This is a genomic window from Caulobacter sp. SL161, from assembly GCF_026672375.1.
Lineage (GTDB): Bacteria > Pseudomonadota > Alphaproteobacteria > Caulobacterales > Caulobacteraceae > Caulobacter.
In genome coordinates this window covers 947,393-966,422 of the sequence record NZ_JAPPRA010000001.1, presented here as the reverse complement: position 1 = coordinate 966,422, position 19,030 = coordinate 947,393, and the positions used below count along the sequence as shown (strand labels likewise).

Here is a 19,030-nt window from a genome sequence, read left to right as displayed (position 1 = left end):
AACATGAATCGTCGCAAAATTCTCGGCGCGGGCGCGCTGTTGGCCATGTCCGCCGTGGCGGGGCCCGTTCTGGCCGCCGGCGCCGATCGCTTCTCGGTCAAGGTGCGCGGCAAGGGTCCTGACGTCATCCTGATCCCGGGCCTGTCCTCCTCGCCCGAGGTCTGGGAGTCGACCGCCAAGGCGCTGGAGAGCCGCCATCGCGTCCACCTCGTTCACGTCGCCGGGTTCGCGGGCGCGCCCACGGCCGGCAACGCCGAGGGCAAGGTCGCCGCCGGCGTGGCCGAGGGCTTGGCGGGCTATATCCAGGCCCAAGGCCTGAAGTCGCCGGCGGTGATGGGCCACTCGATGGGCGGCACGATCGCCATGATGCTGGCGGCGCGCAGCCCCAGCCTGGTTGGCAAGCTGATGGTCGTCGACATGTTCCCGAACCTGGCGGTCGCCTATTTCGGGCCCGGTCAGTCGCCGGAGTCGGTCGCCCAGCGCGCCGCCGGCTTCCGCGCCCAGATCGCCGACGCGCCCGCCGACGCCTTCAAGGCGATGCAGGAGCAGGTGATCGTCGGCATGGTCCGCACCGAGTCCGCGCGCGCCGCCATCGTCAAGCACTCGCTCGACAGCGACCGACAGGTCGCCGGCCGCGCCATGGAAGAGCTGCTGACCACCGATCTCACGCCCGAGCTGGCCAAGATCACCGCCCCCACCACGGTGGTCTTCGCCTGGAACAGCAACATGCCGGTTCCGGCCGCGACCTTCGGCGGCTGGTATCAGGGCGCCTATGGGCCGCTGAAGGGCGCCAAGGTGGTGCGCATCGACGACGCGGCCCACTTCGTCATGATCGATCAGCCGGCCAAGTTCATGGCCGAGGTCGAGACCTTCCTGGCCGGCTGATCGTCGGCGAAGGCTATCGGCAGCGGCCGTAGCGGTCCGGGGACGCCCCCGGGCCGCCGCGCCAGCCGGGCGGGTTCTCCCAGTTCGTGCCGGAACCCCCACGCGGACCGGGCGGGTTGCGGTCATTGTCGAACCAGCACTTGCCGGCCTGGTTCCACCAGCCAAAGCCCGGGTGATAGTAGCCGTAGGCGCGGTTGTAATAGTAGCCGTCGCGATAGCGGAACTCGACCCGCTGGCCGTTCCAGCGATAGTAGCGGCGGTCGGGCGAGACGCCCGGTCCGCCACGCCAGCCCGGCGGATTCTCCCAGTTGGTCCCGGGACCACCGCGAGGCCCCGGCGGGTTGTGGTCGCGATCCCTGTGCAGGGCCAGGGCCGGCGTCGTGGCCAGGGCAGTCGTCGCCAGGGCCAGCATGGCGAAGGTCTTCAGGCGCTTCATCGGCGCACCTTTCCGTGTGTCTTAAGTCCCTCGCGAGGCTCAACGCGCAAGATCCGGAAATCCGTCGATCCGCGCCTCATGTTCCTGAAAAGTTCTAGGCGGCGCGCGAAGTTTCTGCCAGCTTGGCCGCATGAACGACATCGCCCGCTGCACCTGGAAAGGCATGAACGGAGACCCGTTCTACGAGGCCTATCACGACCACGAATGGGGCGTGCCCGAGTGGGACTCCCGCGCGCTGTGGGAGAAGCTTGTCTTGGACGGGTTCCAGGCGGGGCTCTCCTGGATCACCATCCTGCGCAAGCGCGAGGCCTTCCGCGCCGCCTTCGCCGATTTCGATCCCGAGAAGGTCGCCCGCTTCGATGAGGCCGATCGCGCCCGACTGATGGCCGACGCGGGCATCATCCGCTCGAACGGCAAGATCGACGCCACCATCGCCGGGGCGCGCCTCTATCTGGACATGCGCGAGCGGGGCGAGGACTTCGGCCAGTTCCTGTGGGACATGGTCGGCGGCGCGCCGATCCAGAACCAGTGGGAGGCGGGCCACGTCCCGGCCCAGACGCCGCTGGCGGTGGAGATGTCCAAGGCGCTGAAGGCCAAGGGCTTCAAGTTCTGCGGCCCGGTGATCGTCTACGCGTTCATGCAGGCCACGGGGCTGGTCAACGACCACCTGGTGACCTGCTTCCGACACGAGGCGTGCAAGGCGCTGGGCCACGGTCACTGAGCCGCCGCAGCCGGCGCGCTCTGAGCATAGGTGGCCGACAGCTGCCTGTAGGCCTTGGAGCCGAAGGCCAGCAGGGTGACGATCAAACCGACCACGCCCGCTATCGTGAACACCAGCGCCATGCCGCGATCCGGACCTCGACCGAACCAGTCGCCGATGGCGGCCGCGCCGGCGCCGTGGGTCATGAACGGGATGACGATGAACTGGGTCAGCGGTCCGATCAGGAACGCGGTCAGCGGCGAGGCGGCCTGCTCGACCGACTGGGCGAAGCCGAAGACCCGTCCCTGGCGCTCGAACGGCACGACCTTCTGCAGCGTCGTCTGCTCGGCGGCCTCGGCGTAGGGCCCCAGCAGCATCCAGACGAAGCACCCCATCGCCAGCATCACGATCGAGGACTTCAGCGGGAAGACGCAGCACACCGCCCACGAGATCAGGTTGACCAGCAGCAGGGTGCGCAAGGGGTTCGCCCCTAGCCCCGTCTTGCTGATCGCCAGGCCGCTGATGATGAAGGCCACCGACAGAAAGCCGAACAATAGACCCCAGGCCTGCACCGACACCATCGACAGGCCGTAGGCGTCCAGCAGGGCCATGAAGATCCCGCCCAGGAAGTTGTTGAAGGTCGCAAACAGGATCAGGGCGAAGAGACCGGGCACGGCGGCCACCACCTTGATCGTGCCGGCCAGATCGATCGTCTTGGGTTCGACCGGCGCCCCGTGCTCGGGCTCGACGCGCGGCTCATGGACGGGAACGGCCAGCAGGTGGACCAGCGCGGCCAGCGTGAAGCCGAGCGCGAACAAGAGGGCCGCGAGCATGCCGCCCCACGCTACCAGGAACCCACTGATCACCGAGGTGGTCAGGAAGCCGACGCCGGTCACCATCCCCACCAGGCCATTGGCCTTGTCGCGGCGATCCTCCGGGATCAACAGCGTCACCAGGGTGGGCAGGGCGATGGTGCGGATGTTACCGGCGATGACGCCCAGCATCGAAAGCCCGATCAGCGCCCAAAGCCAGGGCCGCCCGACATCGGCGATGGCGCCCTTCGGCGCCAGCAGCAGCACGGCCAGCGCCAGGGCGTAGAGCAGCAGCGACGCCACGCTCGATCCCGCCATCGCGACCTTCTTGCGATGATGATCGACGAGGCTGCCGAACCAGATCCCGCAGGCCGCCGTCAGCACCAGATAGACGCCCGCGATCATGCCCGTGGCGAAGACCGACTTGGTCTCCAGATAGACGTAGAAGGTCAGAGCGAACCAGATCGTGAAGTTGGTGATGTTCGCGACCAGGTTATTGACCAGCAGATGATGGAACGGGGTCACAAGACGCGTCTCCAGGGCGAGGCGGGGACCCTGCCAGCGGGCCGCGCGCCGCGCAACGACCGCTAACCGCTCGGGGCGCGCTGGCTGACCCGCACCCAGTCCACCTCCAGCGTCGCCGGCAGCGCGCTCTCGTCGACGCCCTTGGCGTTGACGCTCTCGGGCCAGCGGCCGCCGAAGGCCAGGTTGATGATCAGGTGGAAGGGCTGGTCGAACGGCGCAGCGCTCGCCGGCTGGTCGTCGCGCTTCCAGTCCTGCGGCGTGGCGCGGGCGTACTCCCGGCCGTCCAGGAACCAGACGATCGCCTCGGGCGACCAGTCCACCGCATAGACATGGAAGCCGTCGGGCGAGGCCGGAAGGGGCGTACTGGCGCTGACCTGCTTGTGGGTCCCGTTCGCGTCGGCCGCGAAGTGGATCGTGCCGAAGACGCGGTTCTCACGCCCATCCGCGCAGGCCTCGCCCACCGGCGGGCATGGCGCGCCGAGATTGACGGTCTCGAGGATGTCGATTTCGCCGGACCTTGGCCAACCGCCGTAGGTCGACAGCTCGGGCATCATCCAGATCGCCGGCCAGACGCCCTGCCCGACCGGAACCCGCGCGCGGGCCTCGATGCGGCCATAGCGCCAGCTGAACTTGCCCTGGGTGACGATCTTGCCCGAGGCGTAGTCGCCGGTCTTCATCGGGCCGGTCGGCCCGGCCCACGGGTTGGCCAGGCCCCGCGTCTTGCGCTTGATCGCCGTCAGCCGCAGCGCGCCGTCCTTGACCGCCAGGGTTTCGGGACTGACCACGTAGCACTGGCGCTCGTCATTGCCCCCGCCGCCGCAGTCGGCCGCCGGCGTCCACTTGGCGTCGTCCAGAGCGGTTCCGTTGAACTCGTCGGACCAGACCAGCGTCCAGTGATCCTGAGCGTGGACAGGTCCGCCGGCCAGCAGGGCCGAGCAGAGGGCGAACGCGGCGAGGGGACGTGACATGCCATGACCCTACCGGCATCGGCCGGGTCGCTCCAGTCGGGCCCTTGCCGATTCCCAATCGCCACGAACCGGCCTAAACAGCCGCCATGCCGCCCGGACCCGACATGACGCTGGAGCTGGCCTGCGGACAGGCCCCTGTCTGCGGGGTGGACGAGGCCGGGCGCGGCCCGTGGGCGGGCCCCGTGAGCGCCGGGGCGGTGATCCTGGATCCTGACCGCATTCCCAAGGGCCTCAACGACTCCAAGAAGCTCTCGGCCAAGGCCCGCGCGGCCCTGGAGGAAGAGATCAAGGACGTCGCCATCGCCTGGTGCGTGGGTCTCGCCTCGATCGAGGAGATCGCGAAGCTCAACATCCTGCACGCGGCGGGCCTGGCCATGCGGCGCGCGGTGGAGGGCCTGTCGGTGACACCCGCCTTCGCCCTGGTCGACGGCAATTACAGGTTCGAGCTGCCCTGCCCGGTCAAGACCGTGGTCAAGGGCGACAGCCTCTCGTGCTCGATCGCGGCGGCCTCGATCCTGGCCAAGGAGGCCCGCGACCGGATCATGATCGAGATGGACGCGCTCTATCCCGGCTACGGCTTCGCCGGCCACAAGGGTTATCACGCGCCGATCCATGTCGAGGGCCTGCGGCGCCTCGGCCCCTCCCCGATCCACCGCCTGGGCTGGGCGCCGGTGAAGGCGGCTCTGGCGGCGACGCCGGTGAACGGAGAGCTAGATCTTTGATCAGCCTCGGCTTTTGAGTCTGATCAGACTCAAAAGCGCCTGAGACGCCTTGGTTAACGGCCCGCTAACCACGTCTCTCAACACCGGATTTACCAGAAAGACTCATGATTCCGCTCTCTTTCTTGAGGACGCGGGACCATGAAGTTCGGGCCGGAAACCATCATCCACGGCGATTGCATCGAGCAGATGAACGCCCTGCCCGAAAAGTCGGTCGACCTGATCTTCGCTGATCCGCCCTACAATCTGCAACTGGGCGGCGACCTTTTGCGCCCCGACAATTCCAAGGTCGACGCGGTCGACGACCACTGGGACCAGTTCGAGAGCTTCGCGGCCTATGACAAGTTCACCCGCGAATGGCTGAAGGCCGCCCGCCGCGTCCTGAAGGACGACGGCGCGATCTGGGTGATCGGCAGCTATCACAACATCTTCCGCGTCGGCGTCGCGATCCAGGACCTGGGCTTCTGGATCCTCAACGACATCGTCTGGCGCAAGTCCAACCCGATGCCCAACTTCAAGGGCACCCGTTTCGCCAACGCCCACGAGACCCTGATCTGGGCCTCCAAGAGCCAGAACGCCAAGCGCTACACCTTCAACTACGACGCCCTGAAGATGGCCAATGACGAGGTGCAGATGCGCTCGGACTGGACCATCCCGCTGTGCACCGGCGAGGAGCGCATCAAGGGCGCCGACGGAGCGAAGGCGCACCCGACCCAGAAGCCCGAGGCCCTGCTCTATCGCGTCATCATGTCGACGACGAAGCCGGGCGACGTGATCCTGGATCCGTTCTTCGGCGTCGGCACCACCGGCGCGGCCGCCAAGCGCCTGGGTCGCCGGTTTATCGGCATCGAGCGCGAGGCCGAGTACCTCGAGCACGCCAAGGCCCGCATCGCCAAGGTCGTCCCGATCGCGCCCGAAGACCTGGAAGTGATGGGCTCCAAGCGCGCCGAGCCGCGCGTGCCGTTCGGCACCATCGTCGAAGCTGGCCTGCTGTCGCCGGGCGATACGCTCTACTGCTCCAAGGGCACGCACGTGGCCAAGGTGCGCCCCGACGGCTCGATCACCGTCGGCGACCTGTCAGGCTCGATCCACAAGATCGGGGCTCTGGTTCAAAGCGCGCCGGCCTGCAACGGCTGGACCTACTGGCACTTCAAGACCGACGCGGGTTTGGCGCCGATCGACGTGCTACGGGCGCAGGTGCGGGCGGGGATGAACTAGGCCCCTCAGCCATCCCTCCTGCGGTTAAATCAACTTTGGGACTGGAAACGGTCCCAATGCACTCCCTCTGTCATCTGCTCAGCGGCTGTTAGAAGCAGTTGGTTGGGTAGGGGCCACTGGGTTTTGTGCCGCCCAATCCTAAAAGGCACCACGGACTCGGTGATCGCCCAGCTCTCGTTTGGACGCGTGGTTGCTTCAGGGGCAAAGTAGTGCGCGTAGACCCATCTGAGCCGTGAATCGCGCGGCTCAAAGAATTTAGCCTCAAGCCAGTTTCGGAAATGGCGCGCGGAATCGACTTCCGGTCCCCCTGTATTTTCGAAACCAACGTGCACGACGCCGGGCCGATCTGACGGCAGCTGTTCCTCGGCCTGCGAGAGGGTCGACTTGAAATGTCTCGCTTTACGAAGAATTGCGTCGGTAGAGCCGCTGAACCAAGTCACTACGCTCGCTTGGTAGATCGCCTCTGCATAAAAGGGCCTTTCCGGTGCCGGCCTCCACCGCGCCGCTATGCTATGCTCAGCATTATGCAGATAGGTTCCAGACATTAATTCGATCATCCGACTTGATCCGAAATACACATCGTCCTTACTCAGCACCTTATGAGTCAGTGACCATGCAACCGGACGCACCTGACCTTCCGCAAACTCGTCAGACCATGGCGTAATATCACGTCGATCAATACGTTCACGAACATGAGCGATTAGATATTCATCAGGTACGGCTGTCAGCTCGACATTGTAAATCACTTCGACGACAACGGATGCACCAAGCTCTAAACAGAGCGCATGAATCGGCCGCGCTAAATCCTCGCCACGCTGGCGCTCTTTCTGCTCGTAGACTGAAGGCATCATCCGCTTGCATTCGACGGCGAAGGATCGCCCTGGACGGCTAACCTGGAGGTCAGGCGTACGTCTTCGCCCCCGCTCCTCCGGCACGAAGTCAACACGGGTCCAACCCGCACGCCGGTATGCCAACGCGACCAGCATCTCGAAAAGGCCGGCATCAGGCTGTCGGCGCTCGCTAGTCATTAGTCGCGCCGCTCGCTCTGCTATGCCTTCGATCTGTAGGAGCAAGGCAAATTCAATGCCTAGCCTCTTCATAATGGGCACGATACGCATGGCCTCTTCGGGAACCCAAAAGCGGCGATCTTTCGCGTAAGCCTCAGCCTGAAAGAGATACCAAGCAGCAAGGTCGGAGGAGTCGAATAGCTCGGCTCGCTCGCCGGCGATGATACGCGATCTCGCCTCTGTTAATCGCTCGCGCACCGCCCCTAGTCGTCGTTCCATGTCCGCCGCCAAGACGAAGGATCGCAGCCAACCTGTGACTAGCAGGATGTCATCGTCACGAAAGTCATGACCGTGCTTTGGGGCGGTCCAATCGGGATCGTGGGTCACTGGAATCCCCAGAAATGAAACACCTATACTGGCGGCGCTTACGCCGCACAGCCCAAGACACAATACGCTCAGATCAGCCGCTCGGCCGCCCTCGCCGCCTTCAGAAACACGCTCGGCAGAGCCCCCAGCCCCTCGCGCGGCGTCCAGACAAAGTCGCCGCCGTTGGCGCCGCCATTCTTCTCCTTGGCCGCCGCGAACACCCGCAGGGTCAGCGAGAAGTGCGTGAACACGTGCTCGACCGCGCCGAGGTCGCGCCAGGCGGCGGCGACCGGCGCGGCGGCGACCGCCTCGGCGTCGTCATAGGGCGTCGCGCGCCAGTCCGACGTCGGCAGGCCCAGCATCCCCCCCAGCAAGCCCTTCGGCGGGCGGCGGACCAGAGCGACCTCTTCGCCGCGTGTCAGCACATAGGCCACGCCGTGGCGGCGCGGGCGGTCGGCCTTCTTGGTCTTTCGCGGATAGGTCTCGGGCGCGCCGCCCTTAAACGCCGCGCACCAGGCCGAGACCGGACAACGGTCGCACAGCGGCCCCTTGGGCTTGCAGACGGTGGCGCCCAGGTCCATCAGCGCCTGAGCCCAATCGCCAGGCCGATCCTCGGTGACGAGGTCGCCGGCCAGGGCCTTCAGCTCGGGCTTGGCGTCGGGGAGCGGCGTCTCCACGGCGAACAGCCGCGACATCACCCGCTCGACATTGCCGTCGACGACATTGGCCGCGCGGTCGAAGGCGATCGCGGCTACGGCGGCGGCGGTGTAGGCGCCCACGCCCGGCAGGGCGCGCAAGGCCTCCTCGGTGTCGGGAAAGACGCCGCCGTGATGGTTGGCCACCGCTCGCGCACAGGCCAAGAGGTTGCGGGCGCGGGCGTAGTAGCCAAGCCCCGCCCAAGCAGCCATCAGGTCGCCGTCCTCCACGGTCGCGAGGTCCGAGACCGTCGGCCAGCGCTGGGTGAAGCTTAGAAAATAGGGCGTGGCGTGCGGCACGGTGGTCTGCTGCAGCATCACCTCTGACAGCCACACGCGATACGGATCGCTGCGCACGCCCGCGCGGCGGTCGGAAGGACCGACCCGCCAGGCCAGATCGCGCGCCTGGGCGTCGTACCAGGCCAGCAGGGCCGAGCGGAGAGCGTCGCGGTCTTTCATGCCCCTTCGCCTACCGCGAACTGACCACGCCATGCTAGTTTCCTCGCATGCGTCGCCCCCTGCCCACGCCGGAAGAAGCCATCGCGATCCTGCGCAGCAAGCGGACCAAGCCCCAGCGGCGTCCGCCGCCGCCGGCCGGCAAGAACCTCGCCCCGCTGCTCAAGGACCTGGAAGACCGCTTCGGCAAGGGTCCCGCCGCCCTGCAGGCGCGCTGGAAGGAGATCGTCGGCGACACCCTGGCGCGTCGCACCGAACCGGTCCGCATCATCAAGGGCCGCAACGGCGAAGGCGGCGCTCTGGAATTGCGGGTCGACGGGCCGGTCGCCTCGCTGATCCAACACCAGGCGCCGCAGATCACCGCCCGGCTCGACATGCTTCTGGGCAAGGGCGTGGTCACCCGGCTGCGGATCGTGCAGGGCCCGGTCAAGGCGCCCGCCGCCGCGCCGTCCACGCGCCTGCGCCGCAAGCCGCCGCTGGACGCGGCCCTGGAAAAGCAGTTGGCCGACAGCCTGGCCGAACAGCCCGACGGGGCGCTCAAGCAGGCCCTGCTCAAGCTAGGTCGCGGGGTCCTGTCTTCCGATCGCTAGAGACGGGATCGGACCATTGACAAGGCGGGCCCGCTCACGCTCTTGGAGCCGTCACGGTTGCGCCTTTTTCGCCGCCTAACGAGAATCGCGTTTAACCTCTCAAACGACCGCCAAGGGGCCATTTCATGCGTTCGCTGCTCAGCCGAGTCACCATCGTCGCCGCCCTCGCGGCCAGCCTCGCGGCCTGCTCGCCCAAGAGCACCGAGGTCACGGCTGAGGACATGGTCCTGGGCGATCCGAACGCCAAGGTCACGGTCATCGAGTACGCCTCGGTCGCCTGCCCGCACTGCGCGACGTGGAACGCCGAAGTGTTCCCGGCCTTCAAGGCCAAGTATATCGACACCGGCAAGGTCAAGTACGTCCACCGCGACGCCCTGACCGGCGAGCCGCGCCTGGCCAACGCCGGCGCCATGCTGGCCCGCTGCGCCGGCAAGGATAAGTACTTCCAGGTCACTGAAGCCCTGTACCGCGCCCAGACCGCTATCTTCACCAGCGGCGACATCCGCGGCGAGCTGCTGACCATCGCCCAGGCCGCCGGCATGAACGAAGCCCAGTTCAACAGCTGCCTCAGCGACGAGAACGCCGCCAAGTCGGCCGAGCGCATCGAGAAGATGATGACCGACAACAACATCCGCGGCACCCCGACCTTCGAGGTCAACGGCAAGCGCCTGGGCGGCGAAGAAGGCGGCGAGCAGACGCTGGCCCAGCTGGACGCCGCGATCGCGGAAGCTTCGAAGTAATGACTCTGGACCGGCGCATCCTGATCGCCAGCGGCCTCGCCCTCACGGCGGGGCCCTCGGTCGCTCGCGCCCGGTCGCTGCCGCCTGCGCCCGGCGACATGGTGCTGGGCGCGGCCACCGCGCCCGTCCAGTTCGTGGTCTACGCCTCGGCCAGTTGCAATCACTGCGCGCACTGGTGGACCACCGAGCTGCCGGCGATCCGCAAGGCGTTCATCGACACGGGCAAGGTGCGCCTGGTTTTCCGCGAGTTCCTGACCCCGCCCAACGAGTTCGCCGCCGCCGGCTTCCTGCTGGCCCGGCGCGTACCGGGAAAGTACTTCGAGGTCCTGACGACCGTCTTCCAGAAGCGGGAGGCGATCTTCGAGAGCGGCCGCCTGTGGGAAGGCCTGCTGGCGATCGGTCAGCAATACGGCCTGACCGAAGCCCAGTTCACCGCCGCCATGAACGACACCAAGGCGCTGGACGGGGTCAACACACGCTTCCGCCGGGCGATCGGCGAGGATCAGGTCCAGGTGACCCCCACCTTCTTCGTCAACGGCGCGCCCTATGAGGGCGAGGCTGACCTGGCCGCGCTGTCCAAGATCTTCGCCCTGGCGGCGAAGGGCTAGGGATCGGAAGGGACCGCCTCCGTGCAGTTCCAGCGCCTCCGCCTTTCGGGCTTCAAGTCCTTTGTCGAGCCGACCGAGTTCCGGATCGAGCCGGGACTGACCGGCATTGTCGGCCCGAACGGCTGCGGCAAGTCCAACCTCCTGGAAGCCCTACGCTGGGTGATGGGCGCCAACTCCGCCAAGGCGATGCGCGCCGGGGGCATGGACGACGTGATCTTCGCCGGCAGCGGCGCGCGCCCCGCCCGCAACCACGCCGACGTCACTCTGACCATCGACAACGCCGACCGCACGGCCCCGGCCCAGTTCAACGACGATCCCATCCTGGAAGTGGTCCGCCGCATCGATCGCGGCGAAGGCTCGACCTACAGGATCAACGGCCGCGAGGTGCGGGCGCGCGACGTCCAGCTTCTGTTCGCCGACGCCTCGACCGGCGCGAACTCGCCCGCCCTGGTGCGCCAGGGCCAGATCAGCGAGCTGATCGGCGCCAAGCCGCAGAACCGCCGCCGCATCCTGGAAGAGGCCGCAGGGGTCTCCGGCCTGCACACCCGCCGCCACGAGGCCGAACTGCGCCTTCGGGCCGCCGAGACCAATCTCTCGCGCCTGGAGGACGTGGCCCGTGAGCTGGAGACGGCGCTGAACCGCCTGCGTCGTGAGGCGAGACAGGCCGAGAAGTACAAGCGCCTGTCGGCCGAGATCCGCGCCGTGCAGGGGGCTGTGCTCTACGCCCGCTGGACCGAGGCCCGCGACCAGCTGGAGCGCACCACCAGCGAGGCCACGGCCGCCGCGCGCTTGGTCGAGGAGACCGCCCGCGCCAGCGCCGCAGCCCAGGTGGCGATCACCGAGGCCGAGGCCGCCATGCCGCCGCTGCGCGAAGAGGCTACCATCGCCCAGGCCATCCTCGGCCAGCTGGCGATCCAGAAGGACCGCGCCGAGCGCGAAGCCGAGGCCGCCGCCGCAGAGTTCGAGCGCCTGTCCAACGACCTCGCCCGCATCGACGCCGACCGCGCCCGCGAGGCGCAGGCCAAGGACGACGCCGCCGCCGCCCTCGCCCGGGTCGAGCCGGAGCTGGAGGAGGTCCGCGCCCTGGTCGCCGCCGCGCCCGAGCGCGGCCCGGAACTGGCGGCCGCCGCCAAGGCCGCCGAAGAGGCCCGCGCCGCCGCCGAGGCCGCCGTCGAGCAACTGGCCGCCCGGGTGGCCGCCGAGGAGGCGCAAGGCCGCGCCGCCGCCGCGCGCCTGTCAGAGGCCGAAGCCCGCGCCAACCGCACCAATCGCGCCCTGGATCAGGCCCGCGCCGAGCGCGTCGCCGTCGGTCCCGAGGTCGACCCGGCCGCCGCCGACGCCCGCCAGCGCTTCGCCAACGCCGAAGCCGCTCTGGCCGCCGCCCGCGTCGCCCTGGAAGAGGCGGAAACCGCCCGCGTGAAGGCCGCCGAGCAGGAGGCCCAGGCCCGTCAGCTGGCGCGCAGCGTCGAGGACCAGTTGGGCCGTCTGCGGACCGAGGCGCGGGGCCTGGCGCAGCTGACCGCCCCACGCACCAAGAGCGGCCACGCCCCGGCGCTGGACAGCGTCTCGCCCGACAAGGGCTATGGCGCGGCCCTGGCTGCGGCCTTGGGGGATGATCTCGACGCGGCGCTCGATGCGAAGGCGCCCTCGTACTGGGGCGGCGCCGAGGCGCCCGCGCCGGTCTGGCCCGAGGGCGCCGAGCCCCTGGCGCCGCTGGTCAAGGCTCCGCCCGCCCTGGCCGCCCGTCTCTCGCACGTAGCCGTGGTCACCCGCGCCAACGGCGACCGGCTGCAAAAAGCGCTGAAGCCGGGCATGCGTCTGGTGTCCAAGGACGGCGACCTGTGGCGCTGGGACGGCTTCGTGGCCCGCGCCGACGCGCCTCGCCCCGCCGCCGTGCGGCTGGAGCAACGCACGCGCCTGGCCGAGGTCGAGGCCGAGATCGACGTCATGGCGCCGCGCGCCGAGGCGACGACGATCGCCCTGAAATCCGCCGCCGACCGCTTGCGCGCGGCCGAGGACCTGCTGCGCGACAAGCGGCGCGGCCCGCCAGACGCCGAGCGGCTGCTCACCCAGGCGCGTGAGCAGGTCGCCAAGTTCGAGCGCGAACAGGCTCTGCGAGCGGCCCGCGCTCAATCGCTGGACGACACCATCGCCCGCTTCGAGGCCGAGAAGGTCGAGGCCGACGCCGCGCTCGCCCAGGCCCAAGAGGCCCACGCCGCCGCCCAGACCTCAGGCGACCTGCAACCGCAGCTCGCCGAAGCCCGCCAAGCCGCCGCCCAGGCGCGCGAGGCCGCCGGCGCGGCGCGCACCGCGCTCGATGTCGAGACCCGCGAGCGCGCCGGTCGCCAGCGCCGCCTGGAAAGCCTGGAACGCGATCGCGCCGATTGGCGCAAGCGCGCCGAGGCCGCTGCAAAGCGGGCGGAGTCGTTGGAGGGCGATCGTGTGAAGGCCGCCGCCGCTCTCGAAGCCGCCCGCGAGGCGCCCGCCGCCCTGCAGGAAAAGCTGGTGGCGCTGCTCGACGAGTTCGCCGCCGCCGAGGCGCGCCGCGCCAAGGCCGGCGACGCCCTGGAGACCGCCGAGACCACGCGCCTGAACGCCGACCGCGCCGCGCGCGCCGCCGAGCAGGCGGCCGGCGAGGCCCGTGAGAAGCGCGCGGCCTTGGTCGCCCATCTCGACGGCGCCCGCCAGCGCTTCGCCGAGGTCGCCTCGGCCATCCGCGAACAGGCCCGCATGGAGCCCGAGGAGCTGGGCCGCCACGTCGCGGGCGAGGCCGTGGCTGTCCCGAAGGACGCCGCCGGCGTCGAGGCCCACCTGTTCGCCCTGGAGCGCGAGCGCGACGCGATCGGTCCGGTGAACCTGCGCGCCGAGGAGGAGGCCCAGGAATACGCCGGCCGCCTGGAAACCATGCGCAGCGAGCGCGCCGACCTCTCGGGCGCGGTGACCAAGCTGCGGGCCGGGATCGAGGAGCTGAACGCCGAGGGCCGCGAGCGCCTGCTGGCCGCGTTCGACGTGATCAACGCCAACTTCCAGACCCTCTTCCAGGCGCTGTTCGGCGGCGGTCAGGCCGAGTTGAAGCTGATCGAGAGCGACGATCCGCTCGAGGCGGGCCTGGAGATCTTCGCCTGCCCGCCCGGCAAGCGCATGGCCAGCATGAGCCTGATGAGCGGCGGCGAGCAGGCCCTGACCGCCAGCGCCCTGATCTTCGGCGTCTTCCTGGCCAATCCGGCCCCGATCTGCGTGCTGGACGAAGTCGACGCGCCGCTCGATGACGCCAATGTCGATCGCTACTGCAACATGCTGGACGAGATGCGCCGCCGCACCCAGACGCGCTTCATCGCCATCACCCACAACCCGGTGACCATGAGCCGCATGGACCGCCTGTTCGGCGTGACCATGGCCGAGCGCGGGGTGAGCCAGCTGGTCAGCGTGGACCTAACCACGGCGGAAAAGCTGGTGGCGGCTTGAAAATCCTCTCCCCATGGGAGAGGTGTCGGCGGAGCCGACGGAGAGGGGAAAGACCGGGCCAGGACAACGTCCCCCTCCGGCCCTTCGGGCCACCTCCCCCTCTGGGGGGGGGATTTAAAACCCCACCGCCATCCGCAGCGGATTGGCCGGGTCGGCCAGCAGCTTCACGGCCATGGCGCAGGAGATCACCACCAGGAGCGGCCGGATCAGCTTGGGTCCAAACCGCATCGCCAGGCGCGAGCCGACCTGCGCCCCGATGAACGCGCCGGCCGCCATGGCGAGGCCCACGGGCCAGACGACAGCGCCCTTCACCGTGAACAGCAGAAGACTGCCCAGGTTGCTCGCGGCGTTGGCCAGCTTGGTGTGGGCGGTGGCCTTCAACGCGCCGTAGCCCAGCAGGGTCACGATGGCGACCATGTAGAAGGCGCCCGCCCCCGGTCCGAAGATCCCGTCGTAGAAGCCGATCAGCGGCGCGACGAAGCAGGCGAACGGGATGAGGGCCATGCGCGGGGTGACATCCTCGGCCTTGATGGCGCGCGAGAGGCCGAAATAGAGGGCGATGGCGATCAGCATCAGCGGCACGACGGCGCGCAGAAACTCGGGAGACAGGAGGCTGGCGCACAGGGCGCCGCCAAGGCCCGCCAGGGCAGACGCGCCGGCGACGGGCAGGGCCGTCTTCCAGTCGATCAGACCTCGGCGCGCAAAAGCGCTGGTCGACGACAGCGCGCTGATCGCGCCCTGCAGCTTGTTGGTGCCCAGGGCCTGAACGGGCGACAGCCCGGCCAGCAGCAGCGCGGGCAAGGTGACCAGCCCGCCGCCGCCCGCAATGGCGTCCAGCGCCCCCGCCAGAGCGGCGACGACGAAGAGGCCGGCCAGGATGTCCAGTGAGACCATGAAGGGCTCATGATCCCGTTCGCCCCCGGGCGCAAAGAAAAAGGGGCCCTAAAAAGGACCCCTTGCCGTCTTTAGCCCAGCAGGCTGGCCCACTGGTGGGCGCGGGAGGCCTTGCTGTTGGCCGGCTTGCCCAGGGCGCGCAGTTCGTCACGCTCCTTGGCCTTCTCTTCCTTGCGCATGCGCTGCTCGGCGGCTTCGATGGCCTTGCGCTCCTTACGCTCGGCGCGCTTGACGGCCATCTGCTCTTCCTGGCGAGCCAGGGCTTCGAGGCGGGCCTTTTCCTTGGCTTCGGCGCGGGCGGCGCGGACAGCCTCAAGTTCGGCGGCGCGTTGCTCTTCGCGCTTGTCGAAATCAGGATCCTGGACGGCGGGCTTCGGCTTGAACTTGGCCAGCATCGCCTTCTTGGCTTCCTGTTGGGCGGAAATACGATCGGCGAATCCGGTGTTCTTCAGGTGCGACATGAATCTTCGTGTTGTTTGGAGGCGGCGGCTCTTAAGCCCAGATTGACGGAAAAATCAATGCGTCATCGGACTCCGACGCCCCGTGCCTATGGGGGGCGACGCATAAAGAGCACACAGCATCTGGGGCCTCAGACCCGGATTTGTTAGGGCGGGACGATCGAACAGCGCTCCGCTCCCCCAAAACGTGGGTCGGGCGGGGGTGCGCGACGGCAACAGGCGGGCCTTCGAGCATACGATCAGGGGACGGTTTTGCCCCTCAATGGGCTCAGCGCCGAAATCCTTAAGTAATACCGTCACTTGTCGCGAAAATCGCTCACCTTGACGCACCGCAGCGAGGTCTATAGGTTCCGCGCCGATCAAGCCGGCCGGAAAAGCGCCTCGTTTTGGCGCGTCCTCGGCGTTTTCGGACCTGCCGCTTCCCATGCCCAAGGCCGACGAACCGAACGACAAGGCTATCGAAAGCCTGGACGCTCGGCTCGCCGCATTTGAGGCGAGGAAGGCGGCGGAAAAGCCGTCAAAGGCGACGTCCGAGAAAGCCACGCAGGACGGCTACCGTCTGCTGGCGGACTTGATCGGGGGCGTACTGGTAGGGGTCGGTTTCGGCTGGCTGCTCGATCACTACGCCCACACGAGCCCCTGGGGCATGGTCGGCGGCCTGCTGATCGGTCTGGGGCTCGCGATTTTCTCCATCGTCCGCAAGGCGATGAAACTGAGCGCGCAGGCGTCGGCGCCGTCCCCCACCGGGAACGCCGACGAAGACACGGGAGGCGGGTCTACCGCCCCCAAGCAGAAGAGAGACTAGGGCCGATGGCCGATCCGATGCACCAGTTCCAGATCCAGAAGATCGTGGAACTGCCCACCGTGACCGTTCCTGGCCTCGGCGCCATCGACCTGTCGATCACGAACTCCGTGGCCGCCATGATGTCGGCCGCGCTGCTGATCATCGGCTTCTACGCCCTGTCGGCCAAGAAGGCCGTGGTGCCCGGCCGCCTGCAGGCCGTGGGCGAGATGCTTTACGGACTGGTCGATGGGCTTGCGGAGTCAATCATCGGCCACGACGGCAAGAAGTTCCTGCCTTTCATCTTCACGCTCTTCGCGTTCGTGCTGTTCATGAACGTCCAGGGCATGTTCCTGGTGTTCACCGCCACCTCGCAGTTGGCCGTGACCCTGACGCTGGGCCTGATGGTCATCCTGACCGTGGTCGCGGTCGGTTTCGCCAAGAACGGCATCAAGTTCTTCAAGCTGTTCGCCCCGTCGGGCGTGCCGTGGCCGCTGTATTTCCTGCTCGTGCCGATCGAGATCCTGTCGTTCCTGATCCGCCCGATCACCCTTGGCCTGCGTCTGTTCGGCAACATGCTGGGCGGTCACGTGGTTCTGAAGATCTTCGCCGGTTTCGTGGTCGCCCTGGGCGGTCTCGGCGTGCTGGGCTGGGCCGGTGCGGCCCTGGCCCTGACCTCGGTCGTCGCCCTGACGGCCCTCGAGTTCATGGTGGCCTTCCTGCAGGCCTTCGTGTTCGCGGTGCTTGCCTGCGTCTACATCAACGACGTCGTGCACCTCGACAGCCACTGATCAACCTTTAGTCTTTCAACCTACATACCCTTCCTAAGGAGTCTCAATCATGGACGCTGCTGCTGCTAAGTACATCGGCGCTGGTCTGGCGATGCTCGGCATGATCGGCGCGGGCGTTGGCCTGGGCGTGATGTTCGGCAACTACTTCCAAGGCGCTCTGCGTAACCCGACCGCCGCCGCTCAAGAGCGCCCGATGCTGTTCCTGGGCATGGCTCTGACGGAAGCCCTGGGCATCTTCGCCCTGGTTATCGCCTTCCTGATCCTGTTCTCGTAATCCGATCCCTGGAGCGCGGCGCTTCACCGGAAGCGACGCGCTCCATGCTTTTGTTTTCTCGCGCTTCCTGGAGCGGGCCGGAACACGGTCCGCTCCAAGCGCACTAGCTGAGAGGCGCCCTCGCCCATGGCGACGGAACATCACGGCACGACCGAGACGACGGAAGCCCCCCAGAAGCACGAAAGCGGCGGCCTTCCGCAGCTGCAGTTCGAGCACTGGGGTGGTCAGATCGTCTGGCTGCTCATCATCTTCGCCGTTCTCTATGCGGTGCTGTCCAAGGGCCTGCTGCCCCGGGTCAGCGGCGCGATCGACGAGCGCGGCGCCAAGATCGCCGGCGACATCGCCGACGCCCGTCGCATGAAGGACGAGGCTGAAGCCCAGGCTCGCGCCGCAGCGGCGGAAGTCGCCGAGGCTCGCGCCAAGGCCCAGAAGACCGCTGCGGACGCCAAGGCCAAGGCTTCGGCCGAAGCCGCCGAGCGTCAGGCCAAGGAAGAGGCCGTGCTGGCCGAGAAGCTGGCTGCGGCCGAGGCTTCGATCCAGACCGCTCGCGACCAGGCCATGAGCCAGGTCCGCGTCGTGGCCGAGGAGACCGCCGGCGCGATCGTCGAGAAGCTGACGGGCAAGGCGGCCACGGCCGCCGAGCTGAAGTCGGCTCTGGCCTAAGGAGCTGAAAATGGAACATCACGAGTCCCTGCTCAGCTTCAGCAACCCGGAATTCTGGGTTCTGGCCGCTCTGGTGATCTTCTTCGGCCTGCTGGTCGTGCTGAAGGTCCTCCCCGGCGCGCTGTTCGGCGCCCTCGACGGCTACGCCGCCAAGATCAAGGCCGAGCTCGACGAAGCCCAGCAACTGCGTGAGGAGGCTCAAGGCCTGCTCGCGGACGTGAAGGCCCAGCGCGAGGACGCCGAGCGTCAGGCCGCCGCCATGCTGGAAGCCGCCAAGGCCGACGCCAAGCGTCTGGCCGAGGAAGCCAAGGAAAAGCTCGAGGAGCAGATCAAGCGCCGCGCCGAAATGGCCGAACGCAAGATCGCCCAGGCCGAGGCGCAAGCCGCCGCCGACGTGAAGGCCGCTGCGGTGGATCTCGCCGCCCAAGCCGCCGAAACCGTGCTGGCCGCGCGTCTCGCGGGTGCCAAGGGCGACGCCCTGGTGGACGCCGCCATCGGCCAGATGGGCGCCAAGCTGCAATAGCAGCTGGTCTCATCGGCCAGACAAGACGAAGGGCGCGGATCGCAAGGTCCGCGCCCTTTCTCTTGGGCGGTGTGCCGGTGCGGAGCGACGGCTGCCGGGAAGCGGACATCGCTAATGTCGGTGATGGGTGGAAGTCGGACAGGCCGCAGGCCCGCGCCTGACCGCTTCGCGGTCGTCCGCCCCCAGAGGGGGCGGAAGGTACATGCTTCTTCTTCCCCCTCCGGGGGAGGAGCGCCGAAGGCGCGGAGGGGGCAAGTATGGGTGGATGGCAGATCAAATCCTCCCCCTAGCGGGGGAGGTGTCGGCGAAGCCGACGGAGGGGGAGGAAGCCGGCTCGGCAGAACTTCCCCCTCCGGCCTTCGGCCTCCTCCCCCTCTGGGGGGAGGATTGTTCGAACGTCCGCCATGGGTCGCTAGCCGTCTCTAGCCTCCCCCCAGAAACCCGGCCTTAACGGCT

General features: G+C 68.0%; 20 protein-coding genes and 3 pseudogenes. 14 read left to right on the top strand and 9 right to left on the bottom strand.

Annotated features, from left to right (window positions below):
• Positions 1-3 precede the first annotated feature (3 nt).
• Positions 4-885 carry an alpha/beta fold hydrolase gene (locus tag OVA11_RS04925; protein ID WP_268066445.1) on the top strand — a complete coding sequence of 294 codons (882 nt, stop codon included), beginning with the start codon at positions 4-6 and terminating at the stop codon, positions 883-885.
• 13 nt (positions 886-898) lie between these two features.
• On the opposite strand, the gene OVA11_RS04920 is transcribed toward OVA11_RS04925, so the two are convergent.
• Positions 899-1,321, bottom strand: coding sequence for a hypothetical protein (locus tag OVA11_RS04920; RefSeq protein ID WP_268066444.1), 423 nt, complete (start codon positions 1,319-1,321; stop codon positions 899-901).
• A gap of 130 nt (positions 1,322-1,451) precedes the next feature.
• Between OVA11_RS04920 and OVA11_RS04915 the strand changes: the two genes are divergently transcribed.
• A complete protein-coding gene (locus OVA11_RS04915) occupies positions 1,452-2,042 on the top strand; it encodes a DNA-3-methyladenine glycosylase I (RefSeq protein WP_268066443.1) in 591 nt (196 codons plus the stop codon).
• On the opposite strand, the gene OVA11_RS04910 is transcribed toward OVA11_RS04915, so the two are convergent.
• Positions 2,036-3,373 (bottom strand): MFS transporter, encoded by a 1,338-nt coding sequence (locus OVA11_RS04910; RefSeq protein ID WP_268068893.1) that lies wholly within the window; start codon positions 3,371-3,373, stop codon positions 2,036-2,038. The genes OVA11_RS04915 and OVA11_RS04910 overlap by 7 nt on opposite strands.
• A gap of 47 nt (positions 3,374-3,420) precedes the next feature.
• A complete protein-coding gene (locus tag OVA11_RS04905; protein WP_268066442.1) occupies positions 3,421-4,326 on the bottom strand; it encodes a glycoside hydrolase family 16 protein in 906 nt (301 codons plus the stop codon).
• An 86-nt stretch (positions 4,327-4,412) separates the two neighbouring features.
• On the opposite strand from OVA11_RS04905, the gene OVA11_RS04900 reads away from it, so the two are divergent.
• Together OVA11_RS04900 and OVA11_RS04895 are read left to right on the top strand one after the other, a co-directional pair.
• On the top strand, positions 4,413-5,048 hold the full coding sequence (locus tag OVA11_RS04900) for a ribonuclease HII (RefSeq protein WP_268066441.1): 636 nt from the start codon (positions 4,413-4,415) through the stop codon (positions 5,046-5,048).
• Between the two features lie 138 nt (positions 5,049-5,186).
• Positions 5,187-6,263, top strand: a complete 1,077-nt coding sequence (locus OVA11_RS04895) for a site-specific DNA-methyltransferase (protein ID WP_268066440.1) — start codon at positions 5,187-5,189, stop codon at positions 6,261-6,263.
• 29 nt (positions 6,264-6,292) lie between these two features.
• Here OVA11_RS04895 and OVA11_RS04890 read toward each other — a convergent pair whose 3' ends face one another.
• Both OVA11_RS04890 and mutY read right to left on the bottom strand, forming a co-directional pair.
• Positions 6,293-7,657: a hypothetical protein gene (locus OVA11_RS04890; protein WP_268066439.1), complete on the bottom strand. Its 1,365-nt coding sequence runs from the start codon at positions 7,655-7,657 to the stop codon at positions 6,293-6,295.
• Positions 7,658-7,725: 68 nt separating this feature from the next.
• Positions 7,726-8,790 (bottom strand): A/G-specific adenine glycosylase, encoded by a 1,065-nt coding sequence (gene mutY / locus OVA11_RS04885; RefSeq protein WP_268066438.1) that lies wholly within the window; start codon positions 8,788-8,790, stop codon positions 7,726-7,728.
• 47 nt (positions 8,791-8,837) lie between these two features.
• On the opposite strand from mutY, the gene OVA11_RS04880 reads away from it, so the two are divergent.
• The 4 genes from OVA11_RS04880 (at position 8,838) to smc (ending at position 14,190) form a co-directional block, all read left to right on the top strand.
• Positions 8,838-9,377 carry a DUF721 domain-containing protein gene (locus OVA11_RS04880; protein ID WP_096052637.1) on the top strand — a complete coding sequence of 180 codons (540 nt, stop codon included), beginning with the start codon at positions 8,838-8,840 and terminating at the stop codon, positions 9,375-9,377.
• 125 nt (positions 9,378-9,502) lie between these two features.
• Positions 9,503-10,117 (top strand): DsbA family protein, encoded by a 615-nt coding sequence (locus OVA11_RS04875; RefSeq protein ID WP_268066437.1) that lies wholly within the window; start codon positions 9,503-9,505, stop codon positions 10,115-10,117.
• Positions 10,117-10,725, top strand: a complete 609-nt coding sequence (locus tag OVA11_RS04870) for a thioredoxin domain-containing protein (protein ID WP_268066436.1) — start codon at positions 10,117-10,119, stop codon at positions 10,723-10,725. Before OVA11_RS04875 ends, OVA11_RS04870 begins: the two co-directional genes overlap by 1 nt.
• 21 nt (positions 10,726-10,746) lie before the next feature.
• On the top strand, positions 10,747-14,190 hold the full coding sequence (gene smc / locus OVA11_RS04865) for a chromosome segregation protein SMC (RefSeq protein ID WP_268066435.1): 3,444 nt from the start codon (positions 10,747-10,749) through the stop codon (positions 14,188-14,190).
• A 114-nt stretch (positions 14,191-14,304) separates the two neighbouring features.
• On the opposite strand, the gene OVA11_RS04860 is transcribed toward smc, so the two are convergent.
• Positions 14,305-15,084, bottom strand: a complete 780-nt coding sequence (locus OVA11_RS04860) for a TSUP family transporter (protein ID WP_268066434.1) — start codon at positions 15,082-15,084, stop codon at positions 14,305-14,307.
• 71 nt (positions 15,085-15,155) lie between these two features.
• Positions 15,156-15,545 (bottom strand): DUF6481 family protein, encoded by a 390-nt coding sequence (locus tag OVA11_RS04855; protein WP_268066433.1) that lies wholly within the window; start codon positions 15,543-15,545, stop codon positions 15,156-15,158.
• A gap of 421 nt (positions 15,546-15,966) precedes the next feature.
• Here OVA11_RS04855 and OVA11_RS04850 point away from each other — a divergent pair, with 421 nt between their 5' ends.
• From OVA11_RS04850 to OVA11_RS04830, 5 genes are all read left to right on the top strand, one after another.
• Positions 15,967-16,347 carry an AtpZ/AtpI family protein gene (locus tag OVA11_RS04850; RefSeq protein WP_268066432.1) on the top strand — a complete coding sequence of 127 codons (381 nt, stop codon included), beginning with the start codon at positions 15,967-15,969 and terminating at the stop codon, positions 16,345-16,347.
• A 5-nt stretch (positions 16,348-16,352) separates the two neighbouring features.
• The gene (locus OVA11_RS04845) at positions 16,353-17,114 is read left to right on the top strand and encodes a F0F1 ATP synthase subunit A (protein WP_268066431.1); all 762 of its coding nucleotides are present in this window, start codon (positions 16,353-16,355) and stop codon (positions 17,112-17,114) included.
• A gap of 49 nt (positions 17,115-17,163) precedes the next feature.
• The gene (locus OVA11_RS04840; protein ID WP_004615714.1) at positions 17,164-17,388 is read left to right on the top strand and encodes a F0F1 ATP synthase subunit C; all 225 of its coding nucleotides are present in this window, start codon (positions 17,164-17,166) and stop codon (positions 17,386-17,388) included.
• Between the two features lie 126 nt (positions 17,389-17,514).
• Complete coding sequence (locus tag OVA11_RS04835; protein ID WP_268066429.1) at positions 17,515-18,051, top strand: F0F1 ATP synthase subunit B family protein; 537 nt, start codon at positions 17,515-17,517, stop codon at positions 18,049-18,051.
• Positions 18,052-18,061: 10 nt separating this feature from the next.
• Positions 18,062-18,574 carry a F0F1 ATP synthase subunit B gene (locus OVA11_RS04830; RefSeq protein ID WP_268066427.1) on the top strand — a complete coding sequence of 171 codons (513 nt, stop codon included), beginning with the start codon at positions 18,062-18,064 and terminating at the stop codon, positions 18,572-18,574.
• Between the two features lie 19 nt (positions 18,575-18,593).
• On the opposite strand, the pseudogene OVA11_RS04825 reads toward OVA11_RS04830, so the two are convergent.
• Positions 18,594-18,716 (bottom strand): annotated as a pseudogene (locus OVA11_RS04825) (hypothetical protein); the annotation flags it as partial.
• A gap of 32 nt (positions 18,717-18,748) precedes the next feature.
• Between OVA11_RS04825 and OVA11_RS19780 the strand changes: the two are divergent.
• Positions 18,749-18,824 (top strand): annotated as a pseudogene (locus OVA11_RS19780) (hypothetical protein); the annotation flags it as partial.
• Positions 18,825-18,850: 26 nt separating this feature from the next.
• Here the strand turns inward: OVA11_RS19780 and OVA11_RS04820 are convergent.
• Positions 18,851-19,021, bottom strand: a pseudogene (locus tag OVA11_RS04820) (hypothetical protein); the annotation flags it as partial.
• Positions 19,022-19,030 lie beyond the last annotated feature (9 nt).

Coding starts and splice junctions, on each gene's coding strand:
- OVA11_RS04900 (WP_268066441.1), top strand. CDS start 4,413: ATGCCGCCCGGACCCGACATGACGCTGGAGCTGGCCTGCGGACAGGCC.
- mutY (WP_268066438.1), bottom strand. CDS start 8,790: ATGAAAGACCGCGACGCTCTCCGCTCGGCCCTGCTGGCCTGGTACGAC.
- OVA11_RS04845 (WP_268066431.1), top strand. CDS start 16,353: ATGGCCGATCCGATGCACCAGTTCCAGATCCAGAAGATCGTGGAACTG.
- OVA11_RS04840 (WP_004615714.1), top strand. CDS start 17,164: ATGGACGCTGCTGCTGCTAAGTACATCGGCGCTGGTCTGGCGATGCTC.
- OVA11_RS04830 (WP_268066427.1), top strand. CDS start 18,062: ATGGAACATCACGAGTCCCTGCTCAGCTTCAGCAACCCGGAATTCTGG.
- OVA11_RS04880 (WP_096052637.1), top strand. CDS start 8,838: ATGCGTCGCCCCCTGCCCACGCCGGAAGAAGCCATCGCGATCCTGCGC.
- OVA11_RS04835 (WP_268066429.1), top strand. CDS start 17,515: ATGGCGACGGAACATCACGGCACGACCGAGACGACGGAAGCCCCCCAG.
- OVA11_RS04875 (WP_268066437.1), top strand. CDS start 9,503: ATGCGTTCGCTGCTCAGCCGAGTCACCATCGTCGCCGCCCTCGCGGCC.
- OVA11_RS04860 (WP_268066434.1), bottom strand. CDS start 15,084: ATGGTCTCACTGGACATCCTGGCCGGCCTCTTCGTCGTCGCCGCTCTG.
- OVA11_RS04915 (WP_268066443.1), top strand. CDS start 1,452: ATGAACGACATCGCCCGCTGCACCTGGAAAGGCATGAACGGAGACCCG.
- OVA11_RS04870 (WP_268066436.1), top strand. CDS start 10,117: ATGACTCTGGACCGGCGCATCCTGATCGCCAGCGGCCTCGCCCTCACG.
- OVA11_RS04850 (WP_268066432.1), top strand. CDS start 15,967: ATGCCCAAGGCCGACGAACCGAACGACAAGGCTATCGAAAGCCTGGAC.
- OVA11_RS04905 (WP_268066442.1), bottom strand. CDS start 4,326: ATGTCACGTCCCCTCGCCGCGTTCGCCCTCTGCTCGGCCCTGCTGGCC.
- OVA11_RS04925 (WP_268066445.1), top strand. CDS start 4: ATGAATCGTCGCAAAATTCTCGGCGCGGGCGCGCTGTTGGCCATGTCC.
- OVA11_RS04855 (WP_268066433.1), bottom strand. CDS start 15,545: ATGTCGCACCTGAAGAACACCGGATTCGCCGATCGTATTTCCGCCCAA.
- OVA11_RS04895 (WP_268066440.1), top strand. CDS start 5,187: ATGAAGTTCGGGCCGGAAACCATCATCCACGGCGATTGCATCGAGCAG.
- OVA11_RS04920 (WP_268066444.1), bottom strand. CDS start 1,321: ATGAAGCGCCTGAAGACCTTCGCCATGCTGGCCCTGGCGACGACTGCC.